15 protein-coding genes are annotated in these 14,926 nt (G+C 39.1%); 11 read left to right on the top strand and 4 right to left on the bottom strand.

What is annotated here, in order from left to right; translation table 11 throughout:
* Positions 1 to 3 precede the first annotated feature (3 nt).
* Both V3I05_RS03765 and V3I05_RS03760 read left to right on the top strand, forming a co-directional pair.
* On the top strand, positions 4 to 1,296 hold the full coding sequence (locus V3I05_RS03765) for a (Fe-S)-binding protein (RefSeq protein WP_343354051.1): 1,293 nt from the start codon (positions 4 to 6) through the stop codon (positions 1,294 to 1,296).
* A gap of 138 nt (positions 1,297 to 1,434) precedes the next feature.
* A complete protein-coding gene (locus V3I05_RS03760) occupies positions 1,435 to 2,289 on the top strand; it encodes an HDOD domain-containing protein (RefSeq protein WP_300447892.1) in 855 nt (284 codons plus the stop codon).
* A 388-nt stretch (positions 2,290 to 2,677) separates the two neighbouring features.
* Here the strand turns inward: V3I05_RS03760 and cysK are convergent, their stop codons facing one another.
* Positions 2,678 to 3,583, bottom strand: coding sequence for a cysteine synthase A (gene cysK, locus V3I05_RS03755; protein WP_343354049.1), 906 nt, complete (start codon positions 3,581 to 3,583; stop codon positions 2,678 to 2,680).
* A 131-nt stretch (positions 3,584 to 3,714) separates the two neighbouring features.
* Here cysK and V3I05_RS03750 point away from each other — a divergent pair, with 131 nt between their 5' ends.
* The gene (locus V3I05_RS03750) at positions 3,715 to 4,929 is read left to right on the top strand and encodes a capsular biosynthesis protein (RefSeq protein WP_343354048.1); all 1,215 of its coding nucleotides are present in this window, start codon (positions 3,715 to 3,717) and stop codon (positions 4,927 to 4,929) included.
* On the opposite strand, the gene V3I05_RS03745 is transcribed toward V3I05_RS03750, so the two are convergent.
* Genes V3I05_RS03745 through V3I05_RS03735 form a run of 3 tightly spaced genes read right to left on the bottom strand, consistent with a single transcriptional unit; the run spans position 4,885 to position 8,173 of the window.
* Positions 4,885 to 5,118 (bottom strand): hypothetical protein, encoded by a 234-nt coding sequence (locus V3I05_RS03745; RefSeq protein WP_295700872.1) that lies wholly within the window; start codon positions 5,116 to 5,118, stop codon positions 4,885 to 4,887. The genes V3I05_RS03750 and V3I05_RS03745 overlap by 45 nt on opposite strands.
* A 2-nt stretch (positions 5,119 to 5,120) precedes the next feature.
* A complete protein-coding gene (gene lon / locus V3I05_RS03740; protein ID WP_343354047.1) occupies positions 5,121 to 7,523 on the bottom strand; it encodes an endopeptidase La in 2,403 nt (800 codons plus the stop codon).
* Between the two features lie 8 nt (positions 7,524 to 7,531).
* Positions 7,532 to 8,173, bottom strand: coding sequence for an outer membrane protein assembly factor BamD (locus V3I05_RS03735; RefSeq protein WP_300451172.1), 642 nt, complete (start codon positions 8,171 to 8,173; stop codon positions 7,532 to 7,534).
* Between the two features lie 132 nt (positions 8,174 to 8,305).
* Here V3I05_RS03735 and fliW point away from each other — a divergent pair, with 132 nt between their 5' ends.
* The 8 genes from fliW (at position 8,306) to V3I05_RS03695 (ending at position 14,875) form a co-directional block, all read left to right on the top strand.
* Positions 8,306 to 8,746, top strand: a complete 441-nt coding sequence (gene fliW, locus V3I05_RS03730) for a flagellar assembly protein FliW (protein ID WP_295700880.1) — start codon at positions 8,306 to 8,308, stop codon at positions 8,744 to 8,746.
* 2 nt (positions 8,747 to 8,748) lie between these two features.
* Positions 8,749 to 9,585, top strand: coding sequence for a pyrroline-5-carboxylate reductase (locus tag V3I05_RS03725; RefSeq protein ID WP_299136053.1), 837 nt, complete (start codon positions 8,749 to 8,751; stop codon positions 9,583 to 9,585).
* A 6-nt stretch (positions 9,586 to 9,591) separates the two neighbouring features.
* The gene (gene tgt, locus V3I05_RS03720) at positions 9,592 to 10,734 is read left to right on the top strand and encodes a tRNA guanosine(34) transglycosylase Tgt (RefSeq protein ID WP_300447900.1); all 1,143 of its coding nucleotides are present in this window, start codon (positions 9,592 to 9,594) and stop codon (positions 10,732 to 10,734) included.
* Complete coding sequence (rbfA, locus tag V3I05_RS03715; protein ID WP_295700887.1) at positions 10,724 to 11,071, top strand: 30S ribosome-binding factor RbfA; 348 nt, start codon at positions 10,724 to 10,726, stop codon at positions 11,069 to 11,071. Before tgt ends, rbfA begins: the two co-directional genes overlap by 11 nt.
* Before the next feature lie 9 nt (positions 11,072 to 11,080).
* The gene (gene rimP, locus V3I05_RS03710; RefSeq protein WP_295700889.1) at positions 11,081 to 11,551 is read left to right on the top strand and encodes a ribosome maturation factor RimP; all 471 of its coding nucleotides are present in this window, start codon (positions 11,081 to 11,083) and stop codon (positions 11,549 to 11,551) included.
* On the top strand, positions 11,541 to 12,638 hold the full coding sequence (ribD, locus tag V3I05_RS03705) for a bifunctional diaminohydroxyphosphoribosylaminopyrimidine deaminase/5-amino-6-(5-phosphoribosylamino)uracil reductase RibD (protein ID WP_343354045.1): 1,098 nt from the start codon (positions 11,541 to 11,543) through the stop codon (positions 12,636 to 12,638). The genes rimP and ribD overlap by 11 nt, the downstream gene beginning before the upstream one ends.
* Complete coding sequence (locus tag V3I05_RS03700; RefSeq protein WP_295700893.1) at positions 12,626 to 13,363, top strand: tRNA1(Val) (adenine(37)-N6)-methyltransferase; 738 nt, start codon at positions 12,626 to 12,628, stop codon at positions 13,361 to 13,363. The genes ribD and V3I05_RS03700 overlap by 13 nt, the downstream gene beginning before the upstream one ends.
* An 84-nt stretch (positions 13,364 to 13,447) precedes the next feature.
* Positions 13,448 to 14,875, top strand: coding sequence for a hypothetical protein (locus tag V3I05_RS03695; protein WP_300447906.1), 1,428 nt, complete (start codon positions 13,448 to 13,450; stop codon positions 14,873 to 14,875).
* Positions 14,876 to 14,926: the final 51 nt, after the last annotated feature.

Raw genomic sequence — 14,926 nt, 5'->3', positions numbered from 1 at the left:
ATAATGCTTGATTTGCAAAGTGTAGCAAGTGCCTGTGTAAAATGTGGCAAATGTATCCCACATTGCACCATTTATATGGTAAATCGTGATGAGGTAACCTCCCCGCGTGGCTTTTTGGATTTGCTTGGGGCGTATAAACGTGGGGATTTGGAGTTAGATTCTGCAAGCAGAGATATTTTTGAATCCTGCTTTCTTTGCACGACCTGCGTTACACACTGCCCTTCAAGCCTACCTGTTGATGTAGCCATAGAATCTGTGCGTGTGGATATAGCACAAAAATATGGCATTGCGTGGTATAAGAGGGCGTATTTCTTTCTTCTGCGACATCGCAAGATAGCAGATATTGTGTTTAATTTCATACATTTTATTATGCCCTGTGCCTTTAAGGAACAAAATGGGCGATGGATTTCACGTATTAAACTTTTTAAAAATGATGAGAATGCAATGGCAAAACGTTCAGTTTTCCCCGTGTGGCGTAAGTCATTTTTGCAAACCTATCAGGGTGATTTGCCTTCATCTTATCCTACGCCTCCAATTAATACCTTAAAACATAATCGGGTGGCAATTTTTATTGGCTGCTTGAGTAATTACAATTATGTGAATGTAGGCAAAAGTCTGCTTGAGATTTTAAATAGACTTGGAATCACTGCCTTTGTGCCACATTTGCAGGAATGCTGTGGCGCGCCGGCATTTTTTACGGGTGATATAAAAAGTGTCGTGCATTTGGCGAAAAAAAATATTACCTATTTTGAAAGCTTTTGGGAGGAAATTGATGCGATGGTTATCCCTGAAGCTACGTGTGCAGCGATGATTAAGAAAGATTGGCTACACGCTTTGAGTGATGAGCCAGAGTGGGCAGAACGATTGGAGAAATTGCTACCCAAGATCGATATGGCGAGTTCGTGGCTTTTTCATCATACGCCCTTGCAGGAGATTTTGCCTCAAAATTTTAGCACACAAAATATTACATATCACGACCCTTGCCACGCACGTAAGGTGCTTGGGATTCACAAAGAGCCTCGTGCATTGCTTAAACAAAGTTTTATCTTAAAAGAAATGAGCGATTCCACGCAATGTTGTGGATTTGGGGGGGTTAGTATGCAGAGTTCGCGCTATGCTCTAACGCTCAAAGCTGGGCGCACAAAGGCAGATATGATAGAAAAAAGCGGTGCAGAGATTGTAAGTGCCGAATGTGGAGCTTGCCGTATGCAGATAGATAATGCTTTAACACAAATTGATTCTAAAGTGCGTTTTGCCCACCCATTGGAGCTTATCGCCCAAGTTTTTCGTTCATAGATGTAAAATATTTGTATTTTTGTTATATTTGGTAAAAAAAGTTTAAAATTCACACAATCTGTATAGTTATATTTGTTATAATTGGCTTACTTTTGCTTAAACGCAAAGACAAGTTTCTTTATCTTTAAAGGACATTATATGAAAGAGTTGCTGCTTGAGACGATTGATAATCTCCCTCCTTTGCCAGAAACCGTAACGAAATTGCAGCAGTATATAGATTCTTCAGGTCGTGAAGTGCAGTTGCAATGTGTAGTGGATATTATTTCTAAAGATCCACTTTTAACAGGAGATTTGCTTCGTTTGGCAAATTCGCCTTTTTATGGATTTTCTCGTGAGATTTCTACGCTCAATCAAGTTGTATCTTTACTTGGGATTGCAAATATAAAAAATGTTGTTATTGCTAATTCTTTACGTGGGAATTTCAAAATTGATATGTCTCCTTATGGTTTGGATACACAGGATTTTTTGGGAAATTGTAGCAGAGAGGCAGACTTTATCGCAGAGTGGTTTTCCCAAACAGACAAAAAACTTTCCCAAGTGCTTGTGCCTTGTGCTATGTTGTTGCGTTTGGGAATGATACTTTTTGCAAATACCCTTATAAAAAGTGGCAAGGATAAGGAGTTTTTAGAACAGCTTAAGGCAAATCATTTTAGCGATATAGGCTCTGTTGAAACGGAATTTTATGGACTAGATCATTTAACATTTTTAGGCTATTTGTTTGATCATTGGAAATTTGATGAGATCCTTATAGAGAGCACAGCTTACATTACTATGCCGCACGCTGCCTCCGGTGAAGCGAAGAAAAATGCGTATGCTTTAGCCATTGTAACAAAAATCTTTGATCCTTATCAGGGGGGAAGTGCTTATAATACAGAAGATTCACTTGCGTTAATCAAAGAAGCAAAGACGCAGAATATTCATTTTGATTTGCAACGATTTTTAGATATTTTACCACCCGATGCAAAAGCCAATTTAAAGACAGCCAATGCTTAAGATATTTGGCTTTAAAGCCTTTTATATATTTATTTAAAATTAAAAGAGCTCTTTCTTCCTATACTTTTGCTTCCATATTCTTATGTAAAAGGAACAATAAGTGGTAGGTTTTATACATCATTCCACACTTATAAAGTTTATAATCGTGTAATCACAAGCCTTTTTTAAGCATTTAAAGAGCCATAAAACTTTTGATATGCTGATATTCTAAGGTAAGTAAGAAATGAGTTTAAAGGTAGTCAGCCTAGGCTATATACTTTCACAAAAGAGTGTTTTAGAATGGATTGTGGAAAATCTATCAGCATATCCTTTTTACAATAACGCAAAATTGAGCTTATATTTTAATGGAATCTTTTATAGACCCCTATCTTTTTGCTCAAATATAGGATTACAGGGTGTTAAACAAATCCGTAGAAAGATATCGCTCGGCAGTGTCATTGAGCATTGTTAGCACTTTTGCATTTGGATTTTCTTTAGCGATTTTTAATGCAATGGCGACATTTGCACCACTTGAGATACCCACCATCACACCGATTTTTCCTAGCTCTTGTGCGGTTTTGATAGCCATTTCGTTTTCAGCTAGTTCAATACTATCAATGACATCACGATTAAGAATCTTAGGGATAAAGTTTGCGCCAATACCCTGAATCTTATGCCCGGCAGCCTCTCCTTTTGTAAGTAATGGCGAGGCAGCGGGTTCTACCCCGATAATCTTAATGGCTGGAATCTTTTGCTTTAGCACTTCGCCTACTCCACTAATTGTCCCACCTGTGCCAAATCCTGCCACGAAGTAATCCAATTTCCCCTCAAAACTCTCATAAATCTCTATTGCTGTCGTTTTCTTGTGCATTTCCACATTCGCTGGATTCTCAAATTGGCTTGGCATAAAGCTATTGGGTGTGGAATCTAAAATCTCTTGCGCCTTATCAAATGCACCCTTCATACCGCCACTTGCCGGGGTTAGCACAAGCTCTGCACCAAAAAGCTGCATTATCTTACGTCTTTCAATACTCATAGATTCAGGCATAGTGAGGATAATCTTAAGCCCTAAACTCGCACAAATCATCGCAAGTGAAATCCCCATATTCCCACTCGTGCATTCCACAATGATGCTCTCTTTGTTAATCTTACCATCTTTGAAAGCTTTGTCTATCATTGCATAGGCTGGGCGGTCTTTGACAGAATGGCTAGGATTAAGAAACTCGCACTTGCCATAAAGATTTGGCGCGAATTGATGCAAATGCAAAATGGGTGTATTTCCAATGATGTCCGTGATGTTGTGAGCAATTTTCATATAATGTCCTTTGGTGATAATGTAGATATTCCTATATATCTACATTTCTCGCTAAAGTCAAGGATTCATTAAAAAATATCAAAAACACGCTACAATTTTTACCCATAAATCACATATTTTAAAGAATCTTGATGAAAAAGCATATCACTCTCCTTTGTGACCATAATATCACGCACAAACCCCGATCCAGTCGTATATTAATGCTTTTAGACACGATCAAAGCAGATTCAAAGCAGAATTTAAGCAATCTCACTTTACACGTTATTTCAAAAGACTGCACGAGCGAGGAGTTTGCAAAACTTGGTAGCAGTGCTACGTTTTTTACTTTTCCTAAAGATAAATCCAGCAAAGAGCGTAGCATAGCAGAAAATGCTGCAATCCACGCATATTGTCAAAACGGTGCATTTGAAAAGCTTATTTTCACACCCAATCGCGCACATATTTTGCCACATCTATATACCCTGCCTCCCCAAGATATGCTCATCATAGAGGATATTACCCTGCTACCCTTTGCCACACGCTATAAGCAAACGTACAAAAGTTGCCATTTGCTTATTGATTTGCGTGAATTTTATCCGCTTGAATATGAAAATGATGAGCAATGGCGTGAGGGCTTGGGGCAGTTTTTCACCCATTTATGCCGCCATTATCTGCCCTTTGTAGATACTGCCCTAAGCGTGAGTGAAGGCTTATGTGAGCGATACAAAAAAGATTTTCGCATCCCTTGCACACTCTTTTACTCTCTGCCTCCCTTTTTTGACTATACTCCAAAGCCCACAGACAAGCATCATATAAAGATTCTCTACCACGGCTTTATAAGCCCTGATAGAAGTTCTATGGAGCTTTTAGACTTAGCCAAACTCCTGCTTAATAGCCCTTACACACTTTATGTAATGGCTCTAAGCAATCAAAAAGGCTTTTTAGAATCTTTTCGCATTCAAGCCACCACCTTGCCCTCAATTAAAATGATAGAGCCTGTAAGCCTAGAAATGATTATTCCTACAAGCAGCTCTTATGATATAGGGCTTATCCCTTTTAAGCCCACTACTTTTAACCTCGCTCATTGTATGCCAAACAAGCTTTTTGAGTATCTCCAAGCGCGTCTAGCTTTGCTTTGCACACCACTTGATGACATAAGTAACTTTATTAAAGCTCATCAATGCGGCACACTCGCACAAGGCTTTGAAAGTGCTGATATTGCAACTACACTTTTGCGGTTAAGCCCACAAGATATTGACACACAAAAAGCCCACGCCCATACACAAGCGCAAAAATGGCATATCGGGTATAATAGAAATATTTTAGAAAATCTGCTTCATAAAGTATTGACTATCGACATAAAGTGAAAGTGTAAATCCCATAATACAGATAATAACAAGAAATACAAAAAAACTCGGGCGATAAGGTGAGCGTATAAGGAGAAAAATACTTAATGGAAATAGTAGCACCCCTAAGCCCACAAATATCCACCCAAGCACACATATAACGATGGCGATGTAAAATGTTATGGGCGTTTGCATTGTGGCTATATTCAATATCATTTGACAAGTGTGAGTTTTAAAACTTCTGTAATATCACTCACACCGACAATCTCTAGCTTATCTAGCACTTCTTGAGGAATATCTTTCAAATCCCGCTCATAATTTTTCTGCGGTATGAGAGCTTTTTTAATCCCCGCCTTATGTGCGGCAATAAGCTTTTCACGTAATCCCCCGATGATAAGCACATTTCCTCGCAATGTCAGCTCTCCCGTCATCGCTATATGTGCGTGAATCTTTGTATCTGTAAGGATAGAGGCAATCACGCAAGCCATTGCAATCCCTGCACTTGGTCCATCTTTAGGTGTAGCCCCCTCTGGCACGTGCAAATGAATATCATAGAGTTGATAAATGGGTGTTTTGCTTTGTTCTTTGGACTTTAGAATCTTTTTATCGATAAGCATTTTTACCACAGAATGCGCGATATGGGCAGATTCTTTCATCACATCGCCAAGGCTTCCTGTAAGTGTGAGTGTGCCTTTACCCTTAATTTTAAGTGCTTCAATCTTTAGCACATCGCCGCCTACACTCGTCCAAGCCAAGCCATTCACCACGCCTACCATATCTTTCTTATCTGTAGGAGAGATTTCAAATACCACCTTATCAAGGAATTTACCAATATTTTGGGGCGTAATATTAATGTTTTTTTCGCCTTGTAAAATCATCGTAGCACTTTTGCGCATAATTTGAGCGATTTTATGCCTTAGACTTCTCACACCTGCTTCACGTGTGTAAGATTCTATAATATTTTTTAACGCAGGGGTGGTGATTTTTAGCTCCTGTGGATTTAATCCGTGCTTTTGCAGCTCTTGAGGGATTAAATACTTCTTAGCAATCTCATATTTTTCCTGTGGTGTGTAAGATGAAATCGCAATAAACTCCATTCTATCGCGTAAAGGTGCGGGAATAGTGCTAATATCATTAGCTGTAGCGATAAAAATCACTTGCGAGAGGTCAATATCAAAATTGGTATAATAATCCCTAAAAGCGTGATTTTGCTCTGGGTCTAGAATCTCAAGTAGCACACTTGTAGGATCGCCTCGATAGCTTCTGCCTACCTTATCAATCTCATCAAGCACGATGAGAGAGTTCATTTCCTTTGCCTCTATTAGTCCTTGTGTAATGCGTCCGGGCATAGCCCCGATATATGTGCGGCGATGCCCACGTAATTCATTTACATCTTCCAATCCCCCAAGCGCGATACGCACTAACTGCCGTTTAATGGCTTTAGCAATAGAATTTGCAAGGCTTGTTTTCCCCACACCCGGCGGTCCATAAAAGCATAAAATCGTGCCTTTTTCTTGTTTTATATCATTTGTATCTATGGATTTATTTTGCTTAGTGTGAGATTGTGTCTCTTCACGTTTAGCTATCAATTCCTTTACGGCAAAATATTCTACAATGCGCTCTTTAGGCTTTTGTAAGGAGTAATGGTCTAAATCAAGCTGCCTAGCAACTTTGGCAATGGATAGCTTTTGCTTTGCATATTTGCCAAATGGAATCTCAAGCACCCACTCGACATAATTTTGTAAAATATTCGCATCGCCACTATCTTGATGCATACGTGATAGCCGTTTAATTTGCTTATGCACTTCTTTGTAAGCATTCTCACTCATATGGGGCTTTAGCTCATTAAGCTTTTGTTCATATTGCTCTATTTCCTCATCACGTGCGTTTTCTGTGCCAAGCTCTTTTTGAATCTGCTTAAGCTGCTCTTTAAGGAAATATTCCTTATTGACTTGCTCCATTTTATTATGCACTTTGTTTTTGATCTCCTTTTGGAGCTTTTGGGCTTGTGTCTCCTCAATCACTGCATCAATAAGCCATAACACACGTTCCTCGACATTATCTTTTGCAAAAAGTGTGTAAGCGTGAATCTTAGGCAAACGCATAGCCGAAGCGACAAAGTCTACTATGCGGTTTGGCTCATCATTACTTTCTATGGTCTTTAAAAAATCAGGTGAAAATCGCCCATCAAGATTGGCTAAATGCAGCACTTTCTCACGCAGCACCTCTAAGAGCGCATTCATTTTATTATGCTCGTATTCTTTATAGTCAAAAATATCAACTTCAGCCTGCAATGGCTCATCGAGGGATTGCAAAATAGAGAGAATCTTACCGCGATACAAACCTTTGCAAAGTAATTTAACACGTCCATCAGGTAGTGCTGTCTCACGCATAATAGAAGCAATCACTCCTACCTCATAAAATGATTTTTTTTGCTCTTGTTCATCATCAAAGGCAATAAAGACAAGGCTATTTTCCTCCACTGCTTTATGGGCACCCTTAATATTATCCTCATCTCGCGTAAAAAGCGGAATTATCATAAAAGGATATATCAATTCACTCTCGGTAATTACAGGCATTACCATAGGAAAATCATATTGTTGCAGTGTATTCATCATTGCTCCTACCAATTAAAAAGTTTTACATACCATGGCACGTATGATGGTTTGGGATTAAAACGTGTGAAAAGCTCCTTGTCGTTGCGCTCTAAATATGTCTCTGCTGCTTCATCTTTGCCTTGTTTTTTATATACTCTTGCAATCGCATAATTAAGCTCAATCTGCCCTAATTGAAATTTTAAATAAATATACTCCACATAAGGCGCATAGCGGCTATTAGGATAGCTTTGCAAAAATGATTTCGCTTCCTTAATGCTTTGAGTGATAAATTCTTGGTCCTTGCTATAATTTTTGAATCCATAAAAATTTGCCAAAATCTTTAAATATTTCGCATAGTCTTGATTCTCTAAAGATGAGTAGCGTTTAAGATATTCATCAAAATAAAATGCCGCTAAGAGATACTCATCATTCTCCATATGCGCCTCGCCAAGTATTAGCATAGCTTCGGGCAAAAGCGGGGAATTGATATGTTCGCTTTGAAGTGAAGCAAAATATCCATCCGCACCCTCTAAATTCCCAAAATTAATTTCTTTAATCATAGATTCATACCAATATATCGCAGGTTTATTGTATTCTACTTCTTTTTTTGCGCAGCCAAAAATCACAAAACTTGCAAACAAAAGACACACTAAGCCATAGATTCTCATCAAAAGCCTTTAAATTATGGAAATAAAAATGTATTATACACTTTAGATTTCACTATTTTAGTATAAAAATACTGATTTATGCTATAATCCGCGATTTTAAGTATAAATCCAACATACATTTGGAGCAAAAATATGGTTTTTGACGTCAAATCGCCCATTCTAGGTTTTGAAAATGTAACAAAAATGAAGCTTGAAAAAATTGATGATTTGTTTATGAAGCTTTATAATGTCGATGGCGAAGTGCCTCATTTTACGCTTGTCAATCCATTTTTATTACGTGAATATGAGTTTGATGTCCCCTCAAGCATTAAAATCTTGCTTGATTTAGAGAATGCAAAAAATTTGCTCATTGCTAATATTATGGTGATTCAAAAGCCTATTGAGCGCTCCACAATCAACTTCCTAGCCCCTCTTGTATTTAATTTTGACAATCTCACAATGGCGCAAGTCGTGCTTGATAGCACACAATATCCTATGTATAGCCTTAATGAATCTATCGGTAATTATTATGATAAAGAAGAAGCCCAAAAGGGTGAAGACTCTGCACTTGTGAGAGATAATACTAAGCAATGAAAATGCTCCTTGTCGTAGGCTATGGCAATATGGCAAAAGCCATTCTCGCGCAAAATACTTTTATTGCCCAACACTACCATCTCCTTATTAGCGGCAGAGATTCACAAAAAATACAAAATTTCATCTCCAGCAACCATCTCAACGCACAGGCATTTCTAACCACACAGGAGCAAGGGCAATATGTGCTTGATTGTGAGAATAAAGATATTTTGCTTTGCACCAAGCCAAAAGGATTAGAAAGCTTTATTTTTAAAGGTAAAGCAGATAATGTATATAGTGTCCTAGCAGGAGTGGGTATAGCTTCTATACAATCTCATATTCAATCTCATTGTATAATCCGCTTAATGCCTAATATCGCCGCACATAGCAAATCCTCCGCGACAGCCTTTTACTATTGCCATCAAAATAACTTAGATTCCATATTGCAGAGAGAGATTCGGGCATTTATAGAATCTTTTGGTTCTGCCGTGCGGGTAGATAATGAAATACTTATAGAATCTAGCATTGCCACAAGTGGCAGCGCGATAGCTTTCCTTTCACTTGTAGCGGAATCGCTCATTGACGCAGGAGTGCTTGAAGGACTTACACACGCTCAAAGTGAAGCCTTAGTCAAACAATGCTTTGCAGGATTTGCTAAAGAATTAGCCCATAAAAGCCCTAGCGAGTTAAAATACGCTATTTCTAGCCCGGGAGGCACGACTATTAGAGGCTTAAGCGCGTTAGAAGAATGCGGAGTGAGAGGAGCGTTTATCAAAGCCGCACATATCGCCGCACAATACGCAAAAGATTGTGCTACAAGTAGCAACCCTACGCTAGATTCACACTCCTCACACAAGTAGGGCAATATGCACTGCGCCCTCCAAGCACAAGATGGCAAAGCTAGAGCCTTAAACCTCACTCTTTCTCATTCCCAAGTGCAAACACCTGTATTTATGCCCGTTGGTACACAGGGCTGCGTAAAGGCGCTTGATAGCTGTGATATGTCTCAACTTTTAGACGCAAAGATTATCCTTGCAAATACCTATCATATATACTTACGTGTGGGCATAGAGCGATTGCAAACCTTTGAGGGCATTCATCGCTTTAGCGCTTTTAATGGCAATTATTTAAGCGATAGCGGAGGATTTCAAGCCTTTAGCCTAAGTGAAAATACAAAAATCACCGATGAGGGTGTGAGCTTCAAATCCCATATCGATGGTTCAAAGCACTTTTTCTCACCCGAATTTGCCCTTGATATACAATACGCCATCAATAGTGATATTATGATGGTGCTTGATGATTTGGTAGGGCTACCTGCGAGTGATGAGAGGATAGCAGATTCTGTCAATCGCACAAGTATGTGGGCGCAAAGAAGCCTTGCATATCATCAAAAGGCTAAGGCAGAGGGTAGAAGCACTACAAATAATCTTTTTGCTATTATCCAAGGTGGCACAAGTCCACATTTCCGCACACTCTCGGCACAACAACTTGTTAATATGGGCGATTTTGATGGATTTGCCATTGGTGGATTAGCGGTAGGGGAGGAAACTAAAGCGATGTATGAGTGCATTGCGCATACCACAGCCCTTATGCCTACACACAAGCCGCGTTATCTTATGGGCGTAGGCACACCGGAAAATATTATAGAATCTATCGCGCTAGGTGTGGATATGTTTGACTGCGTTATGCCTACAAGAAATGCCCGAAATGCCACGCTTTTTACGCATTTTGGTAAAATCAATATCAAATCCGCTGCGTTTATCAATGATGAATCGCCTATAGACAGCCTATGTGATTGTTACACTTGCCGCCATTATAGTCGTGCTTATCTCTGTCATCTCTTCCGCTCAAATGAAATTACCTATCATCGCTTAGCGACTTTGCATAATCTGCATTATTATTTAAGTCTTGCTAGGGGTGCTAGGGAGGCGATTTTGCAAGGGCAATTTAAGGCATATCGCGCAAGATTCTATGATTTAAGAAAAATGGAGGTGCCAGATGAATATTAAGCAGCAACGTTTAGAATCTCTGCTTGTTGAAGTGTTAAGCGAGGCGCTTTCACAGCTTAGCGATACGCAGATTAATAGCCTTAGCATTACAGGCGTGAAATGCTCTAGGGGCAAACAAAGCGCAGAGGTGTTTATTGAGGGTTCAGCACTGAGTGGTGAGGAGCGCACACAGATTTTGCATAAGCTTCATAAGGCACAAGGAATTCTCAAAGAGTATGTAATGAGCGCTACACAGTGGTTTCGTGCGCCGAATTTGCGCTTTAGCTTTGATGATTCTCTTTATCACACTAATAACCTAGATGCTATCTTTGCGCAAATTGCTAAAGATAAGCATTAAAGGAATACTATGCTTTCACTTCACACACAGGATAAAATTGCTAAACTCGCTGCAAATCTTGGGCTATATATCTATGATATTGATATGCTTAAAGAAGATAATCGCCCTATTTTGCGTATTTCCATTACTCGCAAAGCCCCTATGCAAATGCCTAAATCTCCTAATGAATCTGCCATTACCCTGCAGGATTGCCAAACTTTAAGTGAGCTTATCTCGCCCCTGCTTGATGTGGAGGAATCAAACTTAGATAGTTATTATTTAGAAGTGAGTTCTCCGGGGCTAGAGCGTACGTTAAAGACTTTTACACATTATACATATTCGCTTGGGGAGTATGTGAGCGTTAAGCTTGGCGATAAAAGCATTATTGAGGGCATTTTGCTTAATGTAAATGAAGAAGGCATAGATATACAATCCCATCAAAACCCCATACATCTGCCATTTGCGGATATTAAGAAAGCGAAGGTGATTTTTGCGCTCTAGTGATGAATTATTATTGCATTATTGTTGCGCTCTGGCGTGGCAGCACCAAACACTCGCCTTGCCTAATCCAAGTGTGGGAGCGATAGTAGTGGCACAAAATGGGGAGATTCTCGCCACAGGGGTGCATATCATTGCAGGAAGCCCTCACGCTGAAGTTTTAGCCATACAGGCAGCTTACTATAAACTCACGGGAGATAAGCAGATTCTAAACCTTACAAAAAGCGAGGATATACACCATTATCTTTTAAGTCATCACCAGGGTATATTTCAGCAATGCGCTTTGTATGTGAGCCTAGAGCCTTGCAATCATCAGGGCAAAACGCCTCCTTGTGCCGCGCTTGTCGCTGCATTAAAGTTTGCCAAAGTATGTATTGCAATGTGTGAATCACACTCTCTAGCCGCAGGAGGATTAACCCATCTCTTAACGCATAATCTTAATGCCTTTTATGTCCAATCCCCAGCTGTGCAACATATCGCCCAATCACTCCTTTTACCATTTCATACATTGCGTAATAAGGGCAGATTTACACTTTTTAAACTCGCTAAAAGGCTTGATGGAAGCTATAAAAATGGGCATATATCACATCAGGATGCACAGATTTTCACACATAATCAACGCAGTGTGTGCGACTATATATGTATCTCGGGTAATACCCTAAGACACGATAATCCCTTGCTTAATGCTCGATATGCCATACCTCCTTATAATAGCTTAGCAACACAGCAAGTGTTTATTCTCTCACGCATACAAAAGTCTTTAGAATCTCTTAAAGCCTCTACTTGTGCGGATTCTCAAGATTCTTATAGAGTTTCTAAAATGCTTGAAACTTCTTATAATGCCCTCAAACATCGCATACACTTTAGCGATAACCCTGGAGAGATAGAGAATCTTCAGGGATTTGTGATTATCGAGGGGGGTTTTGAGCTACTTGCCACCTTGAGAAAAAACATTGATATGCTACTTATTCATCAATCCCTAGAAGCACAACACGCAGAGGGAGAGTATTTGACGCATTCCTTTAGTGGTAGATTCACGCTTTTACACCAAATGACTTTAGGGGAGGACATTGCCTTATGGCTGCAATAGATATTTATCAACTCAAAAATGGCTATTGTTATAATACTGATAGTCTTATCCTTGCGTATTTTGCAAAGCAGTTTCTCAAAAAACATTTTAGTATTGTAGATGTAGGAGCAGGGAGTGGGATTCTAGGGATATTATGCGCTAGAGAGATTATATCCCTTGGCGGAAAACCACAACTCCATCTTGTAGAGAAAGATAGAATTATGAGTCTTTTAGCAGCTAAAAACAGTCACGCTTTTGAGGGAGTGGTGCATTGTATGGATTTTTTAAATTTTGACCCTCATACAAAGTTTGATTTTCTTATCTCAAACCCACCATTTTACACTCAAGGTGCATTGTTTGGAGACAATGAGCGTAAGAATATGGCACGTTTTCAGCACTTTTTACCACTTCCGCTTTTGTTTAAACGTATCAAACGTATTTTACAACCTAATGGTGTAATGTGTATGTGCTATGATGCAAGATTGTGTGTAGAGTTTATCCACGAAGCTCAATCAAGTGGATTCCATATTGATGTAATGCAATTTGTGCATTCCTTACGCGATAGGGAGGCGAATCTCGTGCTTGTCAAGGCAAAGATTCAATCCAAATCACCTACACGTATCCTACCCCCCATTTTTACACATTTAAGCCCCAATCAAAGCGACAATACAGAAATGCTTAAAGCCATTTACGCGTGGGCGCAGACAAGAAGCATTAAAATAGATCAAGATGAGCTAGAGACATAACCTAAGTTACATATTTAAAAGATTTGCAAATATTATTAAGGTATAATGCCAGCTTATGTTTATTTTAGGATTTGAGGGATTAGTATGCTATATGGAAAAATCATTGACATAGATTCACAAACGCAAATAGCGCAAGTTGAACAAGACTTGAATAAACGCGTTTTTGATTTTGCCTTTGATTTATGGGAAGATGAAATCAGCGATTTGCAAAAGGGGGTGGAGGTAGAATTTGTCGTAGAGATGAAAAAGGTGGTGAAAATCCATCTCAAACCAAAACCCGTAGATCCTGATGAGATACCTGTAACTAAACCAGCACGTGTTTGTATCGAAGAGTATTTTATGCGCGAAAATGAAATACTTGCTAAATATAAAGATTATGTAACTGGTCATCTAAAGCTTGATTTTATCCGTATGCGCCGCTTTTTACTTACTGCCTATAATGATTTATGTGCAATGGATGCTAATATAGAAAATGAAGCTTTAAAAAAGCTGAGGCAAGAAATTGTTTTTCTTTCCAAAGAATATGAAAATTATCATAAAAAGACACAATACACACTCCAATATGCCTTTGAAACGATATTTCTTGCCCGACAGGTAGAATATAATAAAACAGTTACGCATATTGATGAGATTCAAAGCTCCCTTGCCAATGCTCAAGCTCAAACTAACTCCCTTAATGGCTCCCTCGCTGAAGGGGAAAAGGCTCTAGGCAAGCGCGATGATAAAGGTAGCAAAGAATATACAGAAGTGGAAAAAGAAGTGAAAGCAATGCGTAAGCGATATGTGGATTTGCTCAATTTTATTGGGAATCAAAAGGACGCATTAGTGAGTGAAAATGCACGTATGAAACGATTTAGAGAAGAGCATTTGGCTGCCTTTGGTTCTGTTTATACCCCTATGACAAATGATATTAAAAGCCGTTTTCTTGCCTTACTTGACACAAAGGCGTATGATTTTGATACCACTTTATGGAGTCGAGCTAAATTTAGCCATAATGTAAAGCACTTTTTTAGCAACTCACGTATTGAAGGGAGTTTTAGCTCAAAGACATTTTTGCGCTACTTTTTGCGCGGACTAGACAAATCTAAGCTTTCTGCACGCTCAAAGGAACTTTTTGACTTATTGCATTATTTAGAAACAACCAATCGCAAAAGTCTTTTGATCGTGCGTGAGACAGCTGTGAATATTGCCAAATATCGCCAAGTGATTGAAAAAATCGATTCAAGTCTGCTTATCACCACAGATAGCGACCCGCTCAATGCACTAAAAAATCTTATACAAAATCCTCAAGATATTGTTGTGATTGATGAGAAAATCGGCAATGTCTCCGCACTAGGCTTTATTAAAACTTACAAAGAAAGTCAAGATCCTAATCCTAAGACTGTATTTTGCGTCATCGTGCAGCAACTTCCACCTTCGGACATTGTCTCTAAAGGTAAGCTTATGGGTATGGAATTTATCCCTGAGCAAAATATGGATATGCTTTATGATCGTATCCGTATGGCACTTTAGTGTGAAAACTTTATGGGTTTTGTTTGTTGGGTGGATTTGCATTGTAGAAAA

The sequence above is a fragment of the Helicobacter mastomyrinus genome (genome assembly GCF_039555295.1).
Lineage (GTDB): Bacteria > Campylobacterota > Campylobacteria > Campylobacterales > Helicobacteraceae > Helicobacter_C > Helicobacter_C mastomyrinus.
Note: the sequence above shows the minus strand (reverse complement) of the source record. Positions and strands in the feature narration are given on the sequence as shown.

What these genes read in the sequence shown, in the direction of transcription:
- V3I05_RS03735 (WP_300451172.1), bottom strand. Translation starts at nt 8,173, where the DNA reads ATGAGAATCTATGGCTTAGTGTGTCTTTTGTTTGCAAGTTTTGTGATT.
- fliW (WP_295700880.1), top strand. Translation starts at nt 8,306, where the DNA reads ATGGTTTTTGACGTCAAATCGCCCATTCTAGGTTTTGAAAATGTAACA.
- V3I05_RS03695 (WP_300447906.1), top strand. Translation starts at nt 13,448, where the DNA reads ATGCTATATGGAAAAATCATTGACATAGATTCACAAACGCAAATAGCG.
- rimP (WP_295700889.1), top strand. Translation starts at nt 11,081, where the DNA reads ATGCTTTCACTTCACACACAGGATAAAATTGCTAAACTCGCTGCAAAT.
- rbfA (WP_295700887.1), top strand. Translation starts at nt 10,724, where the DNA reads ATGAATATTAAGCAGCAACGTTTAGAATCTCTGCTTGTTGAAGTGTTA.
- lon (WP_343354047.1), bottom strand. Translation starts at nt 7,523, where the DNA reads ATGAATACACTGCAACAATATGATTTTCCTATGGTAATGCCTGTAATT.
- V3I05_RS03750 (WP_343354048.1), top strand. Translation starts at nt 3,715, where the DNA reads ATGAAAAAGCATATCACTCTCCTTTGTGACCATAATATCACGCACAAA.
- tgt (WP_300447900.1), top strand. Translation starts at nt 9,592, where the DNA reads ATGCACTGCGCCCTCCAAGCACAAGATGGCAAAGCTAGAGCCTTAAAC.
- V3I05_RS03760 (WP_300447892.1), top strand. Translation starts at nt 1,435, where the DNA reads ATGAAAGAGTTGCTGCTTGAGACGATTGATAATCTCCCTCCTTTGCCA.
- V3I05_RS03725 (WP_299136053.1), top strand. Translation starts at nt 8,749, where the DNA reads ATGCTCCTTGTCGTAGGCTATGGCAATATGGCAAAAGCCATTCTCGCG.
- V3I05_RS03700 (WP_295700893.1), top strand. Translation starts at nt 12,626, where the DNA reads ATGGCTGCAATAGATATTTATCAACTCAAAAATGGCTATTGTTATAAT.
- cysK (WP_343354049.1), bottom strand. Translation starts at nt 3,583, where the DNA reads ATGAAAATTGCTCACAACATCACGGACATCATTGGAAATACACCCATT.
- V3I05_RS03765 (WP_343354051.1), top strand. Translation starts at nt 4, where the DNA reads ATGCTTGATTTGCAAAGTGTAGCAAGTGCCTGTGTAAAATGTGGCAAA.